Below are 21408 nucleotides of genomic sequence, written 5' to 3' on the forward strand. Positions count from 1 at the left end.
CCTGCTGCTCGAACAGTTCGGCTGCCTCCAGCCGCACCGATTCCCGGCGCCGACGTCCCGCAGGAGTCAGCCCGCCCCCATCCGCATATTTCACATACCACGGATACACCCACCCACCCACACCCATCAGGAAGTTCGGACGGAATCACCCCAACGAGCTGAAGTCAGTAACGGCGACGACACCCTCACCGCCACCGCAGGCCCAGGCGGACCCGGTGGAACCGGCGCCGCGGGGCCCGGCAGCCACGGCTCCACCGGCCCTACCGGCACCAGCAACGCAGGCACCGTCGACGGCAACGCCGGCACCAACACCTGCCATGTCACCGGCGGCACCATCCTCAACTGCCAGAACACCTGACAGCTGGTCAGGAACACCCCCACAGTCGGCAGACAGGCATACGCAGGACGACCGGCAGCCGCCCGTACCACCACACCGGTGGTACGGGCGGCTGCCCGTACTCAGCGGGGCCGGGCCCCTCGACACCCTGGTGGTCCGGCAGCGAAGCCGGACCTCGGCCGGTCAACCGCTGCGGCCCGCTGCCACCCGTCGTCCCTGGGCCGGAACTACGCCGGACCCGGGCCGGACCCGGGCCGACGGGTGGCGGGGTCCTGACCGGTGGTCGTTACGGGGCGGGGACCACGCGGAGGACCGTCACCGTGACGACCGACACGCTGACCTCGTAGCGGACGAACGCGACCGATCTGACGGTGGCCTCGCGCCGGTCCCGGTTCCCCCGCACGGCGACGGAACCGTATCCGTACGGGTCCCGCGCGACGGCCACGATCCCGGCGTCGAAGGTCTTGCGGTCCTCCGCCTCCAGGGCGTCGCGGCCCGCGCCGGCCTCGTCGGTGAAGGCGACCCGCAGACCGCTCAACCGGTGCTCCGGTACGCGTCGGTGAGGTCGTCGGGAAACCTGACACCGGAGAAGTCCCCGGCCCGCACCCGGGCCACGAGGGCCTCCTCCTCGGCCTCGTACCCGGTCGGGACCTGCATCACCCAGCGGGCCAGGAGCATCGGAAGCTCACCCACCTCGGTGTTCTCCGCCTCGGCGGTGAACTCCTCGCGCAGCTCGGCGGGCAGGGCCTCCCGGACACCACGGATCGTCGCGGGCACCTGGACCGGCCCCCCGGTCATATACATGGTCAGTGTCTTCGCCATCGCCCGTCCGCCTCCCGGCATCCGCACACCCCCGGCCGGACCGGAACCGGCCCCGGTCACGCGCCATGCTACGCACCCGGCACGGTCCCCCGCCGTTACCGGGAAGGTGCGCAAGAGCACGACGGGGCGCGCGGCCGGGGTGTGCCTCCCGTGTCCGGGCCGGGGGTGCCGGGTGGGCACCCCCGGGTATCGGTCAGGGGTTCACCAGACGAGCAGGGCGTAGCCGTTGCCGCCTGCCGTGCCGGTGTTACCGCTGTTGCCGGGGGTACCGGCCTTGCCGGATGCCGGGTCGTCACGGGTGTTGCTGCCCTTGCCGCCGGGGCCGCCGGGGCCGCTGGAACCGCCCCGCCCACCGGACCCGCCGGCTCCGGTCCCTGGCGGTGCGACGGGTACCGTCAGGAGCCCGGGCGCCCCGCGCCCGCCCGCACCCGCGTCCGCGCCGTACCCGCCCCGGCCGCCGTACGTGCCCTGGTTTCCGGCGACGCCGGGCGCGGCTCCGCTGGAACGGCTACCGGCCTGGCCAGGGGTACCGGCCAGGCCTTCGATGTTCTGCACCTCCGTGCCCTCGCACAGGCCCTCGATTGTCGTGCCCCCGGCGGCACCGCCCCCGCCGCCGGGCCGGGCGGTGCCCGCCGCGCCGCCCTGACCCGGTCGACCGCCGCTGGCCGAGGTGCCGGTGGCGCCGCCGCCGCCTCCTCCCCCACCCGGGCCGGCGCCCCCGCCGCCGGCCCCCTCCCCGCCCTGGGTGAACGCCCACTGCAAAAGCTCCGGCTCCTGGTTGGGGCGGGCCACCGATCTGTACAGGTTGCTCGCGTCGCCAGCACTGCCGACGAGGCCGACGGTGGTGCCCCCGTTGCCGCCCGAGTTGCCGTCGGAGCCCGCGCGCCCGTCGTCGTTCGTGGTCCCGCCACCGCCACCGGCCGTGCCGCCGCCGCCCCCGGTACCTGGTACCCCGCCCTGGGCGACATCCACGACGAACGTCCAGCCGGGCTCGACCGCCAGTCGGCAGTGCAGGTACCCGGCGCTGCCACCGCCACCACCGCCACCACCGCCCGACCCGCCGGTACCACCGCCGCCACCGCCCCCGGACTGGGAGTTCTGGAAGGAGTGGTCCCCGCCACCTCCACCACCGGCTCCTCCGCCGCCCCCGCCCCCGCCGGCCCCGCCCGCGCCGGAACCCCACAGGTGGACGGTCAGTTCGGTGACACCTTCGGGGACGGTGAAGTTGAAGGGGCCGGGTGTGGGGAAGGGCAGTTCCCCGTGCGGTGCGCGGGAGGCCGGCGGCGCCGCCGACGCGGTACCGGCCAGGCAGAGGGCTCCCACGAGAGGGAACGTCAGGAAGGAGGCGAGCAGCGCGCGACGGCGCGCGGGGGTGAGTGTCATGAGCCCATCGTCGGGCGCGACCGACGACCGCGCCTGTGCGCGCGGCCGGATGGCTGACGGCCCGTGACCGGCCGGGCCGCCTCCGCCGCCGCCGGGAGCACCTCAGCTCCGGCCGGTGGGCCCGGCGGTACGGGGCTGCGCGGGGCCGGGAACACCCCTTCAGGTCAACCCGCCGCCGGGTTCGCACCGGACGGGCGTACCGGACGGGCGGGCACACCGGACGGCTGTCCAGGATGGGCCGAGGCCGGGCGGACCAGCCGTCCCGGCCTGCGGGGACCACTCGTACCAGCGGCTGCCGGCCTGGACCGTGTTCCGGAAGAAGAGGGTGTGCTGTGGCGGGAGAAGAGGTCATGCCGGGGAAGCGGGCGAGGCGGGTTCCGGCCCGCTGGTCGGCGGTGCGCGCCGTGGGGGCGGTGGGTGTGCTGGCGCTGGGCTGGACGGCTCTCGGTGCGCCGCCGGGCAGCGCGGTGGCCGGTGTGCGGCCGGACGTCGGCACGGCGCGGGCGTCGGGCTCGATGCTGTTCGACACACCGGGGGCGAGTAGTTTCACGGTTCCCGCCGGGGTGAGCGCGGTGACCGTCTCGATCTGGGGGGCGGGCGGTCCGGGTGGCGGCGGAGGCGGGGGTGGCGGGGGCGCGGGCGGCGGCGCGGGCGAGAGCGGCTCGGGCGGTTCGGGCGGCGGCGGTGGCGGCAGCGGCGGTGCGGGGGGTGGCGGGCAGGGCGGCCAGGCCGGTGCCTTCGTCACCTGCACCCTGCCCATCTTCCCGCGCGGCCAGAGGCCGGTCACGCTCTCGATCGGGGTCGGCGCGCCCGCCGCGGTGCCCGGCGGCGGCGCGGGTGGCACGGGCGGCACGGGTGGCGTCGGCGACAACTCCAACGGCACGAACGGGACCAACGGCACTGCGGGCGGGCAGAGTCCGCGTTCGACGCGCCAGGCGGGCTCCCAGGTCGTGGTGCCGGGAACTGGCCCGATCGTCATCGATGTGGTCGCCCGGGCTGCGGCGGGCGGCGGCGGGAGAGCCGGCGGCGGCGGGGGCGGAGGTCGCAAGGGCGAGGGTGCGGGCGGCTTCCTGGAGGCGGTCGGCAAGGGCGGGCCCGGCGGCGCCGCCGGAGTCGGCGGCAACGGCGGCCCGCTCCTGCCCTCCAGATCACTGCAGTCGCGGTGCCCCGGGACGAACGCCCAGATCCTTCCCGGCGCCGCGGGCAGCAACGGCCTGGCGGGTGCCGTAGGACTGCCCGGGGGCAACGGATACGGCGCGGTCATCAACGCGGGCCCCGGCACGGGCGGTGGCGGCAGGCTCGGCCATGACGGCGGCCCCGGCGGCGCGGGCGGTACGGCCACCGCCTCGGGCGCGTACTCCTTCGGTGTGGGCGGCGCGGGCGGTGACGGCGACTACGCCGGTAACAGTGGCTACGGCGGCAACGGCGGCGCGCCCGAGAGCGGGGGCAACGGCCAGAACGGCCGGGCCGGTTCGGCGAGCTCGGCGGGCAGCCCCGGAGCCGTGCTCCTCCAGTGGTAGGAACCCCATCCCGGGGACATGGCCGGTGCCCCGGGAGGGCCCGGCCATGTCCTGCCCACCCTGGCGGGAGCACGGGAGCACGGGAGCACGGAGGACATCGCGACGGAGCACGGGGTGCCGGACCCACCGGACCCGGCCGCCCCACGGACCTGGCCGCCCCACCCCGAGAAGCTCAGGGGACACGACGGTGGTGTGCCGACCACCTCGACGTCGTCGAAGAGTTCCAGCATCCGGCTCAGCACCCGCACGCAGGCCGCCACCTCGGCGTCGGTGAGGTCGCCGCCGACCTGGCGCAACAGGGTGTACTCGCGGGCGGTCACGGCGGTGATGACGGCCTGTCCGTCGTCGGTGAGCCGGATCAGTGAGGAGCGCTGGTGCGCGGGGTTGGGGATCGTCTCGACGAAGCCGCGCGCGGCGGCGGCGTTGACCATGCGCTGCACGAACTGACGGCTCAGCGACTGGGCCCGGCCCATCTGCGGGACCGTCATCGGGCCGTGCTCGCGCAGCAGGTCGAGCACGGCCCGGACGCCGACCGGGAGACCCTGCGCGGGGGCGTCCTGCTCGATCTTGCGCTGGACCCGCCGGTAGAGCGGCCCGACGAGGCCGAACACCTCCATCAGCGGCTCGGGCAGGTCCTCGGGCGAGAGCGGACGATCGTGCGCGCCCGCCCGCCGACGCCCTGATCCGTGCGGTGCCCAACGGCCGTACGGCCACGATCGACGGCGCCGCCCACTACCCGACCCTGGAGGGCCCGGACGCCTTCGCCGAGATCCTGGAGGACTTCCTGCGCGAGGCGTACGCCGGGACGGACTGATCCCGCCGCCGCCGAGGCCCCCTCCCCGGGCTCATGACCTCGCCGGACCCGGACAAGGCCGTCGCCCCGGCCGTCAGGCCCGGGCCATGGCGGGTGATGTGCGGGTGATGTGCGGGTCCGCTCCGGGCGTGCGGGCGGTGAAGCTACATCAAGTCACTGTGTGTGCGGGTGGGTTTGACGGAACGCTACCGGAACGAGACTCCTGATGGCATGATCATTTAGGTGTGACCGGGGCCCCTGACCAGGGATTCCGGGTTGTTCGATCTTCGGGGAGCTTTCCATGAGCGTTCTTGACCATGCGCTGTTCGGGTATGTCGGCACGATCCACCTGGGCAGCGTCCTCGGCGGTGAGGGCGGCGGGAAGCAGTGGCCGACCGACCACGGCGACCAGGACAACCAGATGGCGACGGCGACGTACTTCTACAAGGACGCGAACCTGTCGGGGCACCGGCTCCAGCTCGACCACAACCCGGGCAGCTACGACCTCGCCCACCACCGGGTGGACCTGAGCGACTTCGACAACGCCATCTCCTCGGTCTCCGTCTCCTCCCAGCACCGGGTGACCGTCTACACGGGCGCGAACTTCACCGGCGACCACCAGGTACTGGACGGCCCCCACGGCGAGGAGCGCCTCCAGGGCTGGAAGAACTACAAGCTGAACGAGACGTTCAACGACACGGTCTCCTCCTTCAAGATCGAGCGGGTCAACGTCTTCACCGGCCAGCCCGTCTGACAGCTCCCCCGGCAGCTCCCCGGAGGGCCGCTTCACCGGCTGGCGCGGGTGAAGCGGCCCTCCGGCGCGTCAGGCCGTTGCCCGTTCGGGCGTGGACGGCGGGCGGCGCCGTCCTCCACCGCCGGAACTGACCGCGCGGACGGCCCGAGCCCTTCGACGCAGCATGGCCCCGGCTCACCAGGCGCAGGCATCGACCCGTACGACCCGGGCGCGGGCACGGGACGGGCGAGCGTGGTCGTCCGGGGTTCCGTTCAGGTGGTGTCCGGGTGAACCGGACCCGTCCGCACGGCGGGCGGAGTACGCTCCCGGGCCATGCTGAGGAGTACGGCCATGAGGGCGGCAGGACAGCGGTGAGCGGCGAGGGACAGATCATCGCCGGGCGGTACACCCTGCTGAACCGGATCGGCGCAGGGGGTATGGGAGTCGTCTGGCTGGCCTGGGACCCGGTGCTGGAGCGGCAGGTCGCGCTCAAATGCGCACACATGCCGGACGGGGCGGAAGCGGAGCGCCTGCGGAAGGAAGCCCGTAACGCCGCGCGGCTGCACCACCCGAACATCGTGCGGGTCCTCCACTTCTTCACCGACGGCACCGGGTGCTGGATCGTGATGGACTACGTTCCCTCGCGCAGCCTCCGGCAGATCCTGGACGAGCGGGGCACCCTGCGGCCGGAGGTGGCCGGGGCGCTCGGGTGCCAGATCGCGGACGCGCTGGCGGTGTCGCACCGGGAGGGGGTGGTGCACGGCGACGTGACGCCGGAGAACATCCTGGTGACCGAGGACGGTACGGCCAAGCTGACGGACTTCGGGATCTCCCGGACGACGGGGAGCGACACCACCTTCAGCGGCGGGATGCGGGGCAAACCCCCTTACGTTCCGCCCGAGGTGGCGCAGGCGAAGCGGGCCGGTCACACGTCGGACGTGTTCTCGCTGGGGGCGACGCTGTACCGGGCCGTCGAGGGACGCTCTCCCTACGGCGAGGCCGAGAGCGCCCTCGCGTATCTGATGCTGGCCGCCGAGGGGCGGATCGTACCGCCCACCCGCTCGGGTCCGCTCACCGGCCCGCTCACCGCGATGTTCCAGGCGGGTCCGGAGAACCGGCCCACCGCGGCACAGGCGCGGGAGCTGCTGGCGCGGGCCGTCCAGCCCGCCTCCGGGGTCCGGCGGAGCACGGACGAGGACGGGGCTCATGGGCTCCCACGGTTCCCGCAGTTCCCACCGGTGGCGGCGGACGAGCCGACGCTCCCGCTGTCACCCACCGCACCGACACCCGGTCTGTCACCATCCGCACCGACACCCCAGCCATCCCCACCCGTGCCACCGCTCCTCGCGCCGCCGGAAGATCCGCAGGCCGGCACGGTGCCGCTCCCTCCCTGGTGGTGGCGCCACCGCGGCAGGATCTCCGCAGGGGTACTGGCCGCCGTGGCGGTGGCCCTGGCCGTGCTCCTCTCCCCTCCCCGGAAAGCGGGAGAGGAACCGGGCGCCGGCAGCCCGGCCGCGGGACCGGTGGCGGCCCTCACCGATGCCCGCCGGGCCGACCCCTGTTCCCTGCTCGACCCCACGGCACTCGCCCGGTTCGGGCACACCCGGCTGGACCCCGACTACGGCGAGTTCGCCCGTTGCGACGTCCTGGTCAGCAAGGAGCGCGGCGGCGAACCGTTCGCCGGGGTGAAGGTCGACCTCTCCGACGACCCGGTGGAGGCGGGCTCACAGGTCCGCACGGAGACGGTGGGCCGGGTGACGGTCTCCGAAGTGGCCGGCACCCCGGACCGGTGCGGCCGCAACATCCGGCTCGCCGATGCCCACCAGGTCTGGATCACAGCCGACCAGAGGGGAGAGCACGCCTCCGACCTGTGCGCGCTCGCCCGTGCCGCGACCGACCGGGCGGTGAAGGTGCTCAACCGGGGCCCGGTACCGGAGCGCCCGGCGCCCTTCGCCCAGAACTCGCTCGCCCGCCTCGACGCCTGCTCCCTGCTGGACGCCGCCGCTCTCGGCCCCGTCACGGGAGTCGACGCCCCGGACCCGGACCGTGGCTTCGCCGACTGGTCGTGTGCCTGGGAGGGCGCGTCGGCCGACATCGAGGTCCGGCTGAGTTTCAGCCGGGACAACGACCTGGAGGACAACGGACGGCTCACCACCGTCGGCGGGCGCAGGATGTACGTCGCGCCCGGGGACCACGGCGCCGACACCTGCGTCGTGCGCACCGAGCACCGCGGCTACACGAACGCGTACGGCGAGCACACCATCGAACTCGTCATGCTCGCGGTGCGGGGGAAACAACCGGTGAGCGAAGTGTGCGACACCGCCCGAGCGCTCTCGGCCCGGGCCGCCGGAAAGCTGCCGACCGCCGGACGCCCCTGACCCCCTGACCACACGACGAGGGACCGCGGGTGCCCGGCGGACTTGGCGGGCGTTCTCGGGCAGTTCAAACAGTTCAAGCGGCTCACTCAGCAGTGGTGTTCAGCCGGCGGTGTTCAGGTTGCGGTGGCGGTGGTGATGTCCGTCGGCGCCTCGCCCGCCGGTGTGGAGCGGATGAAGTCGGCGATCAGGCGGGTGGTCAGGTCGGGCTGGTCGCGCATGACCCAGGTCCGGCTGTCCGGGACGGGCTCCAGCCGGGCGGCGGGCAGGATCGCCGCCAGCCGCTCGCCGTGCGCGAAGGGGAAGAGCCGGTCCTCGCGCGCGAACGCGATCAGGGCGGGCCGGTCGAAGGAGGCGAGCCCGTTCGCGGCGTCGAGCAGGACCGCCGGGCCGAATCCCCGGGTGACCTTGGCACAGTCGCGCCGGACGCCGGGGTCGCCGAAGAACGCCCCGGTCCAGTCGTCGATGAGGTCGTGGGGCAGCGCGCCCTTGGTGAGCAGGCCGTACGCGCAGGGCAGGCGGCGCGAGGCGCGCAACCGCAGGAACTGGAGGGCCAGGGTGAGCAGTCCGGGCACCCTGGCCGCCGGGACGAGCGCCCTGAACCAGGCCGGCGGGCAGTTGTCGAAGCACTCGCCGCCGGTGAGGACCAGGCGGCCGATCCGCTCGGGGTGCCGTGCCGCGACGATCTGGGCGACGGCGGTCCCGAAGTCGTTGCCGACCAGGGTGACCTGGCGCAGGCCGAGCCCGGCGATCAGGTCGGCGACCAGGCGGGCGATCCCCGGGAGGCTGAGATCCGCGTCCGGGTTCAGGGGGTTGCGGTGGGAGCCGAGCGGCAGGTCGGGGACGATGCACCGGAAGTCCCGGGCGAGCCGGTCCGTGACCGGGTCCCAGAGGCGGCCGTCCATGAGGTAGCCGTGCAGGAGGAGGACCGGCTCCCCCTCCCCGGTGTCCCGGTAGTGGACGGTCCCCTGGTCGAGCGTGAGTTGCGGCATGCCGTACGCCTCTCGCGTCAAATCACATACAGACTGTACGTATGTAGGATGCGGGCGGACGGTACGGAACTCAAGGGGCAGGGGCAGGACAGGATGGAATCGGTCAGCAGCAAACACGCCCGGCGTTCCCGAGCCACCCGCGCGGCACTCGTGACCGCCGCCAGGCGGCTGTTCGCCGAACGCGGGTACGCGGGCGTGGGCACCGAGGAGATCGTCAAGGCCGCCGGGGTGACGCGCGGGGCCCTCTACCACCAGTTCCGCGACAAGACCGATCTCTTCGACGCCACGGTGCAGGCGGTCGAGGCCGAGGTCACCGAGCGGATCGCCGCCCGGCTCACGGGGGCCGCCGACCCGGTCCAGGCCCTCAAGGAAGGGGCCCGCGCGTTCCTCGACGCCTTCGCCGAACCGGATGTGGAACGCATCCTGCTGCTCGACGCCCCCGGAGTCCTGGGCTGGCAGCGCTGGCGTGAGATCGGGCAGGACCACGGCCTCGGGGTCATCACCAAGGCCCTGGAGGCGGCGATGGCCACCGGGGCCCTGGCCACCCGGCCCGTACCGCCGCTGGCCCACGTACTCCTCGGCGCGCTCGACGAGGCGGCGCGCATGGTCGCCCACGCCGAGGACCCCGAGGCCACCCGTACCGAGATGGCCGAGACCCTGGAACACCTGCTGGAAGGACTGCTCGCCCGCGACCGGGCCTGAAGCGGACGCCCGGACGTGAAGCGGGCGCCCGGACGCCCGGACCGGCGATCGGTCCTCAAGCGACGCCCGGGCGCCCGCTCCACGGTTCCGGTCAGTGGCCGGTGTAGGCCGCGAGGTGTTCGCCGGTGAGGGTGGAGCGGGTGGCGACGAGGTCGGCGGGGGTGCCTTCGAAGACGATCCGGCCGCCGTCGTGGCCGGCGCCCGGGCCGAGGTCGATGATCCAGTCGGCGTGTGCCATGACCGCCTGGTGGTGCTCGACGACGATGACCGACTTGCCGGAGTCGACGAGCCGGTCGAGCAGGCCGAGCAACTGCTCGACGTCGGCGAGGTGGAGACCGGCGGTCGGCTCGTCGAGGACGTAGACGCCGCCCTTCTCCGCCATGTGGGTCGCCAGCCTGAGCCGCTGACGCTCCCCGCCCGACAGCGTGGTGAGCGGCTGGCCGAGGCTGAGGTAGCCGAGCCCGACGTCGGCGAGCCGGACGAGGACGCGGTGCGCGGCGGGGGTGCGCGCCTCGCCCGCGCCGAAGAACGCCTCGGCCTCGGTCACCGACATCGCGAGCACCTCGCTGATGTCACGGCCGCCGAGGTGGTGTTCCAGTACCGAGGCGTGGAACCGCTTGCCCTCGCACTCCTCGCAGGTGGTGGCCACCCCGGCCATCATCGCCAGGTCGGTGTAGATGACACCGGCGCCGTTGCAGGTGGGGCAGGCGCCCTCGGAGTTGGCGCTGAACAGCGCGGGCTTCACCCCGTTGGCCTTCGCGAACGCCTTGCGGATCGGGTCGAGCAGCCCGGTGTACGTGGCCGGGTTGCTGCGCCGCGAGCCCCGGATCGCGCCCTGGTCGATCGAGACCACACCCGCCTCGACGGCCCCCGGGCTCTTGGCCAGCGAGCCGTGCACGAGCGAACTCTTGCCGGAGCCCGCGACTCCGGTGACGACGGCGAGCACCCCGAGCGGGATGTCGACGTCGACGTCGCGCAGGTTGTGCGTCCTCGCGCCGCGGACCTCCAGCGTGCCGGTGGGCTTGCGCACCGTCTCCTTGAGGACGGCCCGGTCGTCGAAGTGGCGGCCGGTGAGGGTGCCACCGGTGCGCAGCCCCTCGACGGTGCCCTCGAAGCAGACGGTGCCGCCCGCGCCGCCGGCGCCGGGGCCGAGGTCGATGACGTGGTCGGCGATCGCGATCGTCTCCGGCTTGTGCTCCACGACGAGGACCGTGTTGCCCTTGTCCCGCAGCCGCAGCAGCAGGCCGTTCATCCGCTGGATGTCATGGGGGTGCAGGCCGGTGGTGGGCTCGTCGAAGACGTAGGTGGTGTCGGTGAGCGAGGAGCCGAGGTGGCGGATCATCTTGACGCGCTGCGCCTCGCCGCCCGACAGGGTCCCCGACTGCCGGTCCAGCGAGAGGTAGCCCAGCCCGATCTCCACGAACGAGTCGAGGGTCTGCCGGAGCGTGGCGAGCAGCGGCGCCACCGAGGGGGCGTCGAGCCCGTGGACCCATGCGGCCAGGTCGCTGATCTGCATCGCGCACGCGTCGGCGATGTTGATCCCGCCGATCCGCGACGACCGGGCCCCCTCACTGAGCCGGGTGCCTTCGCACTCGGGGCAGGTGGTGAAGGTGACGGCCCGGCCCACGAAGGCCCGGATGTGCGACTGCAACGAGTCGACGTCCTTGGACAGCATCGACTTCTGGATCTTCGGGATGATGCCCTCGTACGTCAGGTTGATCCCGTCGACCTTGATCTTGGTCGGCTCCTTGTGGAGCAGGTCCTGGAGTTCGCGCCCGGTGTACTCGCGGATCGGCTTGTCCGGGTCGAAGAAGCCGCAGCCGGTGAAGATGCGGCCGTACCAGCCGTCCATGGTGTAGCCGGGGATCGTGAGCGCGCCCTCGTTGAGCGACTTGCTGTCGTCGTACAGCGCGGAAAGGTCGATGTCGGTGACCGAGCCCCGGCCTTCGCAGCGCGGACACATGCCGCCGGTGATGCTGAAGCTGCGACGCTCCTTCACGGTCCGTCCCGCGCGCTCCACGGTGACCGCGCCCGCTCCGCTGATCGAGGCGACGTTGAAGGAGAACGCCTTGGGCGGGCCGATGTGCGGCTGCCCGAGCCGGCTGAAGAGGATGCGCAGCATCGCGTTGGCGTCGGTGGCGGTGCCGACCGTGGAGCGGGCGTCGCCGCCCATCCGCTGCTGGTCGACGATGATCGCGGTCGTCAGCCCTTCGAGGACGTCGACCTCGGGGCGCGCCAGCGTCGGCATGAAGCCCTGTACGAAGGCGCTGTAGGTCTCGTTGATCAGCCGCTGGGACTCCGCGGCGATCGTGCCGAACACCAGCGAGCTCTTGCCCGAGCCGGAGACACCGGTGAACACCGTCAGCCGGCGCTTCGGGATCTCGACGCTGACGTCCTTGAGGTTGTTCACGCGCGCGCCGTGCACACGGATCAGGTCGTGGCTGTCGGCGAGGTGCGGCGCGGGCGACCGCGGGTCCGTGCTCGTGGTCGTGGTCGTGGTCGTGGCCATGCTTATCGTGTCTCCATCTGTGCGGGGGAAACCGGGGCGACCGTGCCGCCGCTGACCCCGGAGCCTCATCGGGCCCCGGCCGGGCCTCTCCGCGTACGTCGCCACCGGTACGACCGCGGCCGACGCGGGCCCGGGCAACCCGGCGCATTATGCCCCCGCGACGGCGCCCGCGCCACTGGCGGCCGTGACGGCCGGAGGCCGCGATCACCGGTGACGCGGGCGGTTCCTACCGTGTGCGGTTCCTACCGTGGACGATGCCGTGGGCGGTTCCTACCGTTCGCGGGGCTGGGTGAAGCGGAGCATGTTGCCGGCCGGGTCGCGGAAGGCGCAGTCGCGGACCCCGTACGGCTGGTCGACCGGTTCCTGCAGCACTTCGCCGCCTGCGGCCCGGACGCGTTCGAAGGTGGCGTCGCAGTCGTCGGTGGAGAAGATCACGCCACGGAGCATGCCCTTGGCCAGCAGTTCCGCCATCGCCTGCCGGTCGGCCGGTGAGGCGTTGGGGTCGGCGAGCGGCGGTTCGAGGACGATCTCCACGTCCGGCTGCCCGGGTGAGCCGACGGTCACCCAGCGCATTCCCTCGAAACCGACGTCGTTGCGTACCTCCAGGCCGAGGGCGTCGCGGTAGAAGGCGAGCGCCTTGTCGTGGTCGTCCACGGCGATGAAGCACTGTGCGAGCTTGATGTTCATGCCTCCGACGCTACGAGGCGGCGGCGGATTGTGCTTCTCCGTTCCTGACCGGTCGCGTAAGGATCTTGGCGACGCACGCCGGGATCGCGGCTCCGGCCTCGTGGCGGCGGGCCCGGTAGGTGCTGGGGCTCTCGCCGACCAGCTCGCTGAAGCGCGAGCTGAACGATCCCAGCGAGGTGCATCCGACCGCGAAGCAGACGTCGGTCACGCTCATGTCGCCCCGCCGCAGCAGCGCTTTCGCCCGCTCGACGCGGCGGGTCATGAGATAGCTGTAGGGCGTCTCCCCGAAGGCGGCGCGGAAGCTGCGGGAGAAGTGCCCGGGCGACATGAGGGCGACGTGCGCCAGCGCCGGGACGTCCAGCGGCCTCGCGTAGTCGCGGTCCATCACGTCCCGGGCGCGGCGCAGGCGTACCAGATCCTCCAGGGTCATGCCCACCAGCATCGCACGGTGGGGACGGCCCGCTCCGGAACATCCCGGCGGACATCCCGGCCGGAACACCTGCGCCGACCTGGAACGCCTGTGCCTACAATGATCGAATGATCTTTATTGTGGTGAAATTCCCCGTCAAGCCCGAGTACGTCGAGCAGTGGCCCGAGAAGGTCGCGGACTTCACCCGCGGCACCCGCGCCGAGGCCGGCAACCTGTGGTTCGAGTGGTCCCGCAGCCTGGAGGAGCCGGACACCTACGTCCTGGTCGAGGCGTTCCAGGACGACGCGGCGGAAGCGCACGTCACCTCCGACCACTTCCGCGCCGCCCTGGAGACCATGCGCCCCCTGGTCACCCGTACGCCCGAGATCGTCAGCACCAGCATCGAGGGCGCCGACGGCTGGAGCCGGATGGGCGAACTCCAGATCGACTGACCCCCGGCCCCGCCCCGGCCCCGCCGCCGCTACGCCGTTGTGTCGTTGTGCCGCTACGCCCCGTTACGGGCGGCCGAGGAGCTGGCCGCCGGCCGTGGTGTCGGTGCGGGCGGTGAAGTAGTCGGTGAACGCCTGGACGAACTCGTCCTCGGTGATGCGGCCGTCCCCGTCGGTGTCGAGCTGGCGGAAGCCGTGGTTGAGTTCGGCGGGGTGGACCCGGGAGCCGCCGAAGACGGCGCGGTACTCGTCGGCGCACAGGTGTCCGCTGCCGTCGGCGTCCACGGCGTGGAAGACGGCGCGCACGGCGACGTGCAGTCCGCGTTCGAGGTAGTCGGGGTCGCGGCCGGTACCGGCGAGCATGGCGGTGACGAACTCCTCGCAGGTCACGGCTCCGTCGTGGTCGGCGTCCATGGCGGCGCGCAGCTGCTGCCACCAGGTGTCGAAGGCCGCGTAGACCTGCGCTTCGCGCTCGGGGGCGAGTTCCAGGGGCCAGCACACGTTGTGCGCCATGGCCTGGAGGTCCGCGGCGCCGATGCGGCCGTCACCGGTCTGGTCCAGAACCTGGCGGAAGAACGTCCGCAGGCGCTCCGGGCGGCCGTCACCGGTCCCGGCCGTCCCGCGCCGACGCGGCCCGGGGACCGGGACCCGGCGGCGGGCGTCCGGCCCGTACGGGCTCCCGGCGCGGGCCGGGTGCGACCGCGGCGCGGGGACACCGTCCAGCGGGGTGCGGTAGCGCCACCCCTCGGGCAGCAGGTTCATCAGCACCCGCGCGCCGCGGTGCAGGACGAAGGACAGCAGGGCCGCGCGACGGGTGCGGCGCAGGCCGAAGCGGTCGCGGAAGGCCGGGGGCAGGTCGGCGATCGTCAGCGCGCGCAGGACGTGGGCGGCGACGGCGCGCAGCAGCGGCCAGACGGGCTTCAACCGCCCGAGGCGGCGGGGCGCGGGTGCCTGGCGGAGCATCTCGTGCAGCAGGTGGTGCACGGCGTCGCTGTATTCGAGCCGCTCGCGAATGGTGCGGTCCAGGTAGGCGGGTACGTCCTGGGCCGTGGCCGGGAACAGTTCTCGGGGAAGGTCGAACTCCGCGCAGACGGTGAGGAACTCACCGTAGAGCTGCCGGAGTTCGTCCGGGGACATGGGGCGCCCGGACAGTTCCCGCATGGCAGTCATGGAGTCGTACAGGGTGACCAGCACCCACACCCGCACACCGGGGTCGAGCGCGGTGAAGGGCCTGCCCTGCTCGTCGGTTCCGCCGATGCGGCGGTGGGTGCGCTCCAGGCGGGCGATCTCGTTCCGCAGCCCTTCGAGGTCGGAGAAGAACAGCCGCTTGCCGCTGTCCATGGTGTGCTCGATCCGCCGCCAGGGGTGGGCCCGGTAGGTGGAGAACTGGGCCACTCCGGCGGCGACCGCAGGGTCGGCGTTCTGTAGCACCAGCAGCCTCCAGGCCACCAGGGCGATGCGCCATTCACCCAGGGTGCGGCGCAACAGGGAATCGGGGCCGGGGAGTTGACCCTGGAGGTGGCCGGGCAGATGACGGGTGGTGGGCAAGGGGTGTCTCCTCAAGACGCGGCACGGGGATGACCAGGTGATGACCGAGGACGACCGAAAAAGGGATTATGCGGCTATCCACACGGCTCAACGCCCCCAGCAGAGCAAGGACGTGGCCCCACCCCCGATTTCACCCGTCCGGAGCCCCCGCCCTGAACCGACCCGGAGCCCGGCCTGAACCCGTCCGGAAGTTGCTCGCCGCCGGGCCGTCGGCCCGCAAGGGCGACCAGTGGATCGACAGCGAGGGCCGCACCCTCCGCTTCGAACAGCGCATGGACCTGCGCGGCACACCGAGCGCCGACAAGGTTGTCTTCGGCGACTTCGGCCCCGCCGAGACCTTCACCGCCCCCACGGGCGGCTGACCACGACACCCGGAACCACGGCCTCCGGACCTGCGGCATCCGGACCGGCCACTGACCACCGGCCGACCGCCGGGCGATTACCGGCGACCGCCGGGCTCGGCGCCCCTCACCCTCCCGTACGGGGGGTGTTCCCCGTACGGGAGGGGTTCGCCGGCCACCGTGGTCAGGCCGGGTGGGCCGTCAGCCGGTGCAGGAACATGGGGAGCCGGCGGTGACGCGGACGTCGTCGATGACGGGTCCGTAGGCGCCGGGCTGGGTGCTGACGAACCCGAGGGTCGTCGTCGGCGCGTTGGCCACGAACGTCACCTGCCGCTGCACGTAGCCCATGGCGGTGAACGTCTTCCCGGTGGAGTCGAAGGAGAAGTCCTGGAAGTTCTGCCCGTCGACCAGGACCCTGCCGGTCTTCACCGTCGGTGCGCCCGCCGGGTTCGAGGCCAGCGCGTAGGTGACCGTGTACGTCCGCCCCACGATCGTGGAGAAGGTCTGTGACACCGCGCCCGTCTGGTTGCCGTTGAGGTCGACGGACTGGTTGCCCTCGGCCGCCTGCCAGAACCCGGCGCCGATCAGGTCCACGGACCCGGAGACCACCTTCCACGGCCCGATCGACTGCCCGGCGGCGAGCGTGGTGAACGCGTTCGCCGGAGCGGTGGGGTACTCGAAACTGCCGTCGTCGAACCGGCTCACGGCCGCCGCGGACGGGGTGGCCATGACCACGACCGAACCGGCCGCGAGAAGCCCTGCCGTGACCGCTGCGACGAGTGAGGAACGAGAGACTGCCATGTCTGCCTCCTGGAGAGGGTGAGTTCCCGTACAACACGATCAGCGTTCCGGCAGGCGAGGAAGGAGGGGAGGGCTTGTGCTCAGGCGTGCGGAAGTGCAGGGCGGGGCGCATGTCCATGAATGCGCCGGGGGCGCTCCGACGAGCCGGTAGCGTCCGGCACGAGCCCCCGGTGGGCGAGGGTGTGCAGTGTCGCGATCAGCTCGGCTTCGACGACGGCGGTGGGGCTGTAGAGGGTCTTGTCGTGCCAGCGGGGCGGGTGGACGGGAACGTCGTCACCGAGGTGCCGGGTCAGGTAGGCGTGGGCGCGGGTGACCGGGCCGGTGTGCGGGGCCGGTGCGGCGAGGAGGATCTGCACTCCGTAGACGGTCTCCTCGACGGTGGGGCCCCAGATGCCCCAGGACCCGTCGGGATTCTGCGTACGCAGCGCCCACGCGGCGGCGCGGTGGAGCGCCCGGTGTGCGGCCGGGTGTGCGGCCGGGTGTGCGGCCGGGTCGCGGTGGCGGGCCAGTGCGGTGGCGACGCGGCTGGTGGCGTACAGCGGGGAGGCGTGCCATTTGTCGGTCCAGCAGCCGTCGGGGTTCTGCTGTGCGGTGAGCCAGGCGCGCAGCGCGGTGACGGTGGGACCAGTGGTACGGGCGCTGCTACTGGTACTGGTACTGGTACTGGTCCGGCGGCGCGGAGGGCGGCGCGGGCCGCTGGCGAGGGCCGTCAGGGCGTGGGCGTTGGCCGATATGGAGCCGGTGTCCTCCCCGAGGTAGCAGGCGAAGTGGTCGCCGGCCCAGAACGGGGTGAGCAGGCCGGGGTCGTGCGGGAGGCCGAGTCCGGCGGCGACGAACAGGGCCATGGCGGTGTCGTCCGCGTCCGGTGCCAGGCCGGGTGCGCCGCGGACGCCGCCGGACTCGACGAGCGGTTCAAGCCACCGCCCGGCCAGGGCCTCGGCTCCGGCCGGGGGCTCGTCGGGCCTGGTCACAGGCTCGTCGGGCCTCCTCAGGAGGCCCGCCTTGAGGAAGGCCGCGAGAATCCAGAGGCGTTCGAAGGCGGCCAGGGGCGCGGTCTCGGGGAAGAGGCCGCCGTAACGCCGTGCGGTCGCTTCAAGAGCGGCGACGGCCGTGCGGCGTGCGGTACCGGTAGGACCGGTGGGACCAGTGAGGTCGGCGGCGAGCCATGCGGCGGTCGCGGCGGGTGAGCCGCCCAGCAGGCCGGGACCGGGGCGGGGGACGAGGGCGGGCGGGCAGGCCGCCGCCAGGGCTTCGTAGCAGTGGTTCCACTTGACCGGTAGCGCGGGAACCTGCCGGAGCCGGTGTTCCAGCGCGGTGGGCGGGGCCGGGGGAAGTCCGTACGCGGTGCCGGGGCGGGGGGCCCGGTGCAGGGCCCGCAGGGCGGGGTGGCCGGTGGTTCCCCGGGGGGCCAGGGTGTCCAGGAGCCGGCCGACCTCGGTGAGGAGCCCGGGGACCAGGAGTTCCACGGCCGCCGTGTCGGGCGGGGCGCCCTGCGCGGGCATCTCCCGCAGGGCGGCCAGGCCACCGGTGACGGCCCTGACGACCCGTTCGCCGGGCAGCCCGTGGGACAGGTGGGAGAGGAGCGCGGCGGTGGCTCCGAGGGTGGGCAGGAGACGGTGTGCGGTGGAGCCCCGGCCCCACAGGCCTTCGGGTCCCTGCTGGTCGAGGAGCCAGTCGAGTCTGGCCGCGCCGCCGGAGAGGCCGGGGTGGTGGGCGTGCACGCGTGCGGTCTCGTACACGCTGGGGGTGATGTGCCCCCACGGGTCGGCGTCGACCTGTTCCAGCAGGTGTCCCGCCCATCGGGCCCGCTGCGCCGCGCCCCGGGGGCCGGACAGTGCGACGTGTCCGCGGGCCGCGGGCCGGGTCAGGGGGGCGCTCACCGGGACGGGCCCGGGTGGTGCGCGCCGTTGTCTTCCGGGGCGGATTCGTCCGGGGCGGATGGGGCGTACGGGGCCTGCGTCGCGTGCGGGGTGTGGGGGGCGGCGTACGAGGTGACGGTGGCGGGCATGCGTCCGGGGTTGAGGGCGAGCCCGGGGAGGCGGGGCAGGCGGAGGGCCGCGGGCTGGAGTTCGATGTGCCGGCGGCTCGCGAGGGAGGCGAGCAGGAGGACTCCCTCGACCAGGGCGAACTCGTCGCCGGCGCATTTGCGGGCGCCGTCGCCGAAGACCGTCGTGGGCGCCTTCGGTGCCCGAGGTGCCCGCTCGCCGCTCTGCGGCTCCCAGCGGCCGGGGTCGAAGCGGTCGGGCTCCTGGTGGAGGGCGGGCAGGCGGCCGATCAGGTAGGGGCTGTACGCGACGGTCGTGCCGGCGGGGAGGTCGTACCGGCCCAGCCGGGTGTCGGTGGCGGTCTCCCGGGTGAGGAGCCAGCCCGGCGGGTACATGCGGAGCGCCTCGGCGAAGACCTGGCGGGTGTAGGGAAGGCGGGGCAGGTCCTCCCAGGTCGCGGTGCGTCCGGCGAGTACGGTGCGGGCCTCGGCCCGCAGCCGCTCCTGGGCTTCGGGGTGCCGGGCCGTCAGGTGCAGTGCCCAGCACACCGCGCTCGCCGTCGTCTCCGTTCCGGCGGTGTACATCGTCACGGCCTGGTCCACGAGTTCGCCGTCGGTGAAGGCGTCCACCTCGCTGCCCGGGTCGCGGGCGTCGATGAGCAGGGACAGCAGGCTCGGTTCCCCACCGGTGCCCCCGCGCCGGTGGTCGGCGATCACCTCGGCCATGATCCGCCTGATCCGCCCGGTGGCCCGCCGGTAGCGCACGTTGCCGGGCGTGGGCAGGGCGCACAGCCACGAGGGCATCAGGGTCCGCCGTCCGAGACCGGACATGAGGACGTTGAAGTCGGCGGCGAGGTGGGCCCGGACGGCGGGGTCCAGGCCCGTGCCGAAGACGGCGGAGATGACCACACCCGCGGTGATCTTCCGTATCTCCACCATGAGGTCCACCCGCCGGCCGTCGCGCCAGCCCCCGACGACCTCCTCCACGCACGCGGTCATGATCCGTGCGTAGCCGGGGAGTCTGGAGTGGTGGAAGGCCGGCTGGACGAGCCGTCGCTGTCGGCGGTGCTCGACGCTGGGGCAACTGGCCACGCCGTGTCCGCCGGCCTCGCGCAGGCGGTCGTACATCGGGCCTCCTTTGTCGAAGACCCGGTCCCGTACCAGCATCGTCCGGGTCAGCTCCGGATCGCACACCACGACCATCCGGTGGCCGGCGAGCCGGATCTCGACCAGGTCGCCGTGTGCGGGCAGTTCCCGCAGGAACGCCAGCGGCGCGCGCAGGAACGCCGCCATGTGCCCCAGGACCGGCACCCCACCGGGTGCTTGGGGCACCCCGTTCTTCGTGCTCTCCATGCCTGCCACCTCTCGCCGTTGGATGAATCCGGGTACCGGGCCCGGCACCCGGCGACACGTTCGGACACGTTCGGACGCGTGTCAGACATGTTCGGACGTGTTCGGACGTGTTCGGACGCGTTCAGATACGGGAAGCGGTCGTGGCTGTGCTTCCGGTCGCGGTTCCGGCCCTGGCGCCGGTCGCGGTTCCGGTCCCGGTCGCGGGCTCGGTCACGGTCCCGGTCCCGGTCGCGGGCTCGGTTCCGGTCGTCGCGGTTCCGTACCGGCCGGGCAGGTGGTCCGAGAGGAGCCCGTCGAGGAAGTCGTCCAGGCCGCGCAGGTAGGTGCGGGACCACGGGGCCGAGCGGGCGAGGGAGTCGCGGAGCGCGCGGTAGGCGGCGCATGCCTCGTCGAGCATCGCCCGCACCCGGTCGGCGGCGTCCTCGACCGGGCATCCGTCCCGGCGTGCGGTGATCGTGATCAGGTTGGACAGTTCACCTGTGTCCGGTCCGTGTGCCTGTTCCCAGGGGAAGGAGACGATGTCGTTGAAGAGCAGGACGACATCACAGAATCGTTTCAGCAGATGGTCCGTCACCGGGCCCCGGTGGAACGCGTCGGCGAGTTCCTGGCCGGTCGCCCATTCGACGAGGGGCGGGAGCATCCGGGCGAAGCTCAGGTGGCGCCGCATGGTCAGGTAGTCGGCGGCGGTGACCTCCCGGGCCGACCGCTCCCACAGCACGGCGAGGAAGTACCCGCGTACCGCGTCCGCCAGCCGGCCGAACTGTGCCGGGCTGAGACGGGGCCGCAGCGTCGCGGTGACCGAGGCGAAGGCGGCGACCGTCGCGTCGTCCACGGTCCCGCGCGCGCCACCGGGCCCGACAGGCCCGCACGGCCCACCCCGCCCCACCAGTCCACCCGGTCCCCCCGGCTCACCCGGTCCGCCGGATTCCAGGATGCCGACGAGGCGGGCGATCACCACGGCCGTGTCCACGGCCCCGGGAGCCGGACCGGTCCCGTCGCCGTTCTCCCCCTTGTTCCCGTCCCCGCTCTCGTGGAGGTCGTCGAAGGCCGTGAACCACATGAAGGTCTCGGCGACGACCCGCTGGCCGTCGAGGTCGGCCGCGGGGAAGCAGCGGACGACGCTCGCCCCGATCCCGGTGCGCACGAGACGCCCCCGTACTTCCTCGTCCCGCACCATGTCCCACCGGTGCAGCGCCGCGGCGGCATGGGCCTCCACCACGCCGGCCACCGAGTCACCGGCCGACGGATCACCGGCCGACGGATCACCCGTCGGCGGTCCCTGTGCCGGGCTCACGCGAGCACCCCTCGCCGCACGGTCGGAGCCGTACCCGCCAGGACCCGGCCGCGCGGGGACGGAACCCCTCTTCCGCCCCGGCGGGGTACGGCGTCACGACTGTGGTGCACAAGCACTCCTCCGGCCCTCCGGCCCGGTACCCACAGGCACCATCGCGCCGGAACACCCGGCTGTCCCACCCGACACCGAATTGATAGACGCTGAGCTTGCGCGACACAAGACGGCCTCAACCTCAGCGGTGCGAAAGGTTCATGAAGGACGTGGAAGGCAGGACGGGCTCAGAAGGGCTCAGAGGGACTCCCCACCGGGAGGCCGTGAGGCGGGGAGCCGGGGAGCCGGGGAGAGCAGAGCCAAGGGGGACCGCCCGCGCCGCTGC

19 protein-coding genes and 1 pseudogene are annotated in these 21408 nt (G+C 73.1%); 7 read left to right on the forward strand and 13 right to left on the reverse strand.

The features are described from left to right. Positions 1-623: 623 nt before the first annotated feature. The 3 genes from ACIA5F_RS10470 to ACIA5F_RS10480 form a co-directional block, all read right to left on the reverse strand. Positions 624-875: a hypothetical protein gene (locus tag ACIA5F_RS10470; protein WP_399351325.1), complete on the reverse strand. Its 252-nt coding sequence runs from the start codon at positions 873-875 to the stop codon at positions 624-626. Further along, positions 872-1159 (reverse strand): hypothetical protein, encoded by a 288-nt coding sequence (locus tag ACIA5F_RS10475; protein ID WP_399351327.1) that lies wholly within the window; start codon positions 1157-1159, stop codon positions 872-874. The genes ACIA5F_RS10470 and ACIA5F_RS10475 overlap by 4 nt, the downstream gene beginning before the upstream one ends. A gap of 201 nt (positions 1160-1360) precedes the next feature. Further along, complete coding sequence (locus ACIA5F_RS10480) at positions 1361-2542, reverse strand: hypothetical protein (protein WP_399351329.1); 1182 nt, start codon at positions 2540-2542, stop codon at positions 1361-1363. 350 nt (positions 2543-2892) lie between these two features. Here ACIA5F_RS10480 and ACIA5F_RS10485 point away from each other — a divergent pair, with 350 nt between their 5' ends. Further along, entirely contained in the window at positions 2893-4062 is a 1170-nt protein-coding gene (locus ACIA5F_RS10485; RefSeq protein WP_399351331.1) for a hypothetical protein, read from the forward strand. A gap of 200 nt (positions 4063-4262) precedes the next feature. Here ACIA5F_RS10485 and ACIA5F_RS10490 read toward each other — a convergent pair. Beyond that, positions 4263-4679, reverse strand: a pseudogene (locus ACIA5F_RS10490) (MarR family winged helix-turn-helix transcriptional regulator); the annotation flags it as partial. A gap of 74 nt (positions 4680-4753) precedes the next feature. On the opposite strand from ACIA5F_RS10490, the gene ACIA5F_RS10495 reads away from it, so the two are divergent. The 3 genes from ACIA5F_RS10495 (at position 4754) to ACIA5F_RS10505 (ending at position 7966) form a co-directional block, all read left to right on the forward strand. After that, the gene (locus ACIA5F_RS10495) at positions 4754-4876 is read left to right on the forward strand and encodes an alpha/beta fold hydrolase (RefSeq protein WP_399351333.1); all 123 of its coding nucleotides are present in this window, start codon (positions 4754-4756) and stop codon (positions 4874-4876) included. A gap of 280 nt (positions 4877-5156) precedes the next feature. Continuing rightward, entirely contained in the window at positions 5157-5609 is a 453-nt protein-coding gene (locus ACIA5F_RS10500; RefSeq protein WP_399351335.1) for a peptidase inhibitor family I36 protein, read from the forward strand. A 350-nt stretch (positions 5610-5959) separates the two neighbouring features. Next, positions 5960-7966, forward strand: a complete 2007-nt coding sequence (locus ACIA5F_RS10505) for a protein kinase (protein WP_399351337.1) — start codon at positions 5960-5962, stop codon at positions 7964-7966. Positions 7967-8079: 113 nt separating this feature from the next. Here ACIA5F_RS10505 and ACIA5F_RS10510 read toward each other — a convergent pair whose 3' ends face one another. Beyond that, positions 8080-8955: an alpha/beta fold hydrolase gene (locus ACIA5F_RS10510; protein ID WP_399351339.1), complete on the reverse strand. Its 876-nt coding sequence runs from the start codon at positions 8953-8955 to the stop codon at positions 8080-8082. Between the two features lie 150 nt (positions 8956-9105). Here ACIA5F_RS10510 and ACIA5F_RS10515 point away from each other — a divergent pair, with 150 nt between their 5' ends. Then, complete coding sequence (locus tag ACIA5F_RS10515) at positions 9106-9657, forward strand: TetR/AcrR family transcriptional regulator (RefSeq protein ID WP_399351341.1); 552 nt, start codon at positions 9106-9108, stop codon at positions 9655-9657. Between the two features lie 91 nt (positions 9658-9748). On the opposite strand, the gene ACIA5F_RS10520 is transcribed toward ACIA5F_RS10515, so the two are convergent. The 3 genes from ACIA5F_RS10520 to ACIA5F_RS10530 form a co-directional block, all read right to left on the reverse strand. Beyond that, positions 9749-12166, reverse strand: a complete 2418-nt coding sequence (locus ACIA5F_RS10520; protein ID WP_399351342.1) for an ATP-binding cassette domain-containing protein — start codon at positions 12164-12166, stop codon at positions 9749-9751. A 270-nt stretch (positions 12167-12436) separates the two neighbouring features. Continuing rightward, a complete protein-coding gene (locus ACIA5F_RS10525) occupies positions 12437-12853 on the reverse strand; it encodes a VOC family protein (RefSeq protein ID WP_399351343.1) in 417 nt (138 codons plus the stop codon). Between the two features lie 10 nt (positions 12854-12863). Beyond that, entirely contained in the window at positions 12864-13283 is a 420-nt protein-coding gene (locus ACIA5F_RS10530; protein ID WP_399351345.1) for a helix-turn-helix domain-containing protein, read from the reverse strand. A gap of 107 nt (positions 13284-13390) precedes the next feature. Between ACIA5F_RS10530 and ACIA5F_RS10535 the strand changes: the two genes are divergently transcribed. Continuing rightward, positions 13391-13714 (forward strand): putative quinol monooxygenase, encoded by a 324-nt coding sequence (locus tag ACIA5F_RS10535; protein ID WP_399351347.1) that lies wholly within the window; start codon positions 13391-13393, stop codon positions 13712-13714. A 63-nt stretch (positions 13715-13777) separates the two neighbouring features. Here the strand turns inward: ACIA5F_RS10535 and ACIA5F_RS10540 are convergent, their stop codons facing one another. Further along, on the reverse strand, positions 13778-15259 hold the full coding sequence (locus tag ACIA5F_RS10540) for an oxygenase MpaB family protein (RefSeq protein WP_399351349.1): 1482 nt from the start codon (positions 15257-15259) through the stop codon (positions 13778-13780). A 191-nt stretch (positions 15260-15450) separates the two neighbouring features. Here ACIA5F_RS10540 and ACIA5F_RS10545 point away from each other — a divergent pair, with 191 nt between their 5' ends. Then, positions 15451-15621, forward strand: coding sequence for a hypothetical protein (locus ACIA5F_RS10545; RefSeq protein ID WP_399351351.1), 171 nt, complete (start codon positions 15451-15453; stop codon positions 15619-15621). Positions 15622-15801: 180 nt separating this feature from the next. Here the strand turns inward: ACIA5F_RS10545 and ACIA5F_RS10550 are convergent, their stop codons facing one another. The 4 genes from ACIA5F_RS10550 to ACIA5F_RS10565 all read right to left on the reverse strand — a co-directional run bounded on the left by ACIA5F_RS10550 (position 15802) and on the right by ACIA5F_RS10565 (position 21032). Continuing rightward, complete coding sequence (locus ACIA5F_RS10550; RefSeq protein ID WP_399351353.1) at positions 15802-16401, reverse strand: choice-of-anchor C family protein; 600 nt, start codon at positions 16399-16401, stop codon at positions 15802-15804. Positions 16402-16481: 80 nt separating this feature from the next. Then, positions 16482-18281: a prenyltransferase gene (locus ACIA5F_RS10555; protein WP_399351355.1), complete on the reverse strand. Its 1800-nt coding sequence runs from the start codon at positions 18279-18281 to the stop codon at positions 16482-16484. Continuing rightward, complete coding sequence (locus ACIA5F_RS10560) at positions 18278-19738, reverse strand: cytochrome P450 (protein ID WP_399351357.1); 1461 nt, start codon at positions 19736-19738, stop codon at positions 18278-18280. The genes ACIA5F_RS10555 and ACIA5F_RS10560 overlap by 4 nt, the downstream gene beginning before the upstream one ends. A 121-nt stretch (positions 19739-19859) precedes the next feature. Beyond that, positions 19860-21032: a hypothetical protein gene (locus ACIA5F_RS10565; protein WP_399351359.1), complete on the reverse strand. Its 1173-nt coding sequence runs from the start codon at positions 21030-21032 to the stop codon at positions 19860-19862. Positions 21033-21408 lie beyond the last annotated feature (376 nt).

The organism is Streptomyces sp. NPDC051567, from assembly GCF_044454165.1.
Classification (GTDB): Bacteria; Actinomycetota; Actinomycetes; order Streptomycetales; family Streptomycetaceae; genus Streptomyces.

What these genes read in the sequence shown, in the direction of transcription:
- ACIA5F_RS10560 (WP_399351357.1), bottom strand. Translation starts at nt 19,738, where the DNA reads ATGGAGAGCACGAAGAACGGGGTGCCCCAAGCACCCGGTGGGGTGCCG.
- ACIA5F_RS10535 (WP_399351347.1), top strand. Translation starts at nt 13,391, where the DNA reads ATGATCTTTATTGTGGTGAAATTCCCCGTCAAGCCCGAGTACGTCGAG.
- ACIA5F_RS10475 (WP_399351327.1), bottom strand. Translation starts at nt 1,159, where the DNA reads ATGGCGAAGACACTGACCATGTATATGACCGGGGGGCCGGTCCAGGTG.
- ACIA5F_RS10530 (WP_399351345.1), bottom strand. Translation starts at nt 13,283, where the DNA reads ATGACCCTGGAGGATCTGGTACGCCTGCGCCGCGCCCGGGACGTGATG.
- ACIA5F_RS10510 (WP_399351339.1), bottom strand. Translation starts at nt 8,955, where the DNA reads ATGCCGCAACTCACGCTCGACCAGGGGACCGTCCACTACCGGGACACC.
- ACIA5F_RS10480 (WP_399351329.1), bottom strand. Translation starts at nt 2,542, where the DNA reads ATGACACTCACCCCCGCGCGCCGTCGCGCGCTGCTCGCCTCCTTCCTG.
- ACIA5F_RS10520 (WP_399351342.1), bottom strand. Translation starts at nt 12,166, where the DNA reads ATGGCCACGACCACGACCACGACCACGAGCACGGACCCGCGGTCGCCC.
- ACIA5F_RS10485 (WP_399351331.1), top strand. Translation starts at nt 2,893, where the DNA reads ATGCCGGGGAAGCGGGCGAGGCGGGTTCCGGCCCGCTGGTCGGCGGTG.
- ACIA5F_RS10550 (WP_399351353.1), bottom strand. Translation starts at nt 16,401, where the DNA reads ATGGCAGTCTCTCGTTCCTCACTCGTCGCAGCGGTCACGGCAGGGCTT.
- ACIA5F_RS10500 (WP_399351335.1), top strand. Translation starts at nt 5,157, where the DNA reads ATGAGCGTTCTTGACCATGCGCTGTTCGGGTATGTCGGCACGATCCAC.
- ACIA5F_RS10525 (WP_399351343.1), bottom strand. Translation starts at nt 12,853, where the DNA reads ATGAACATCAAGCTCGCACAGTGCTTCATCGCCGTGGACGACCACGAC.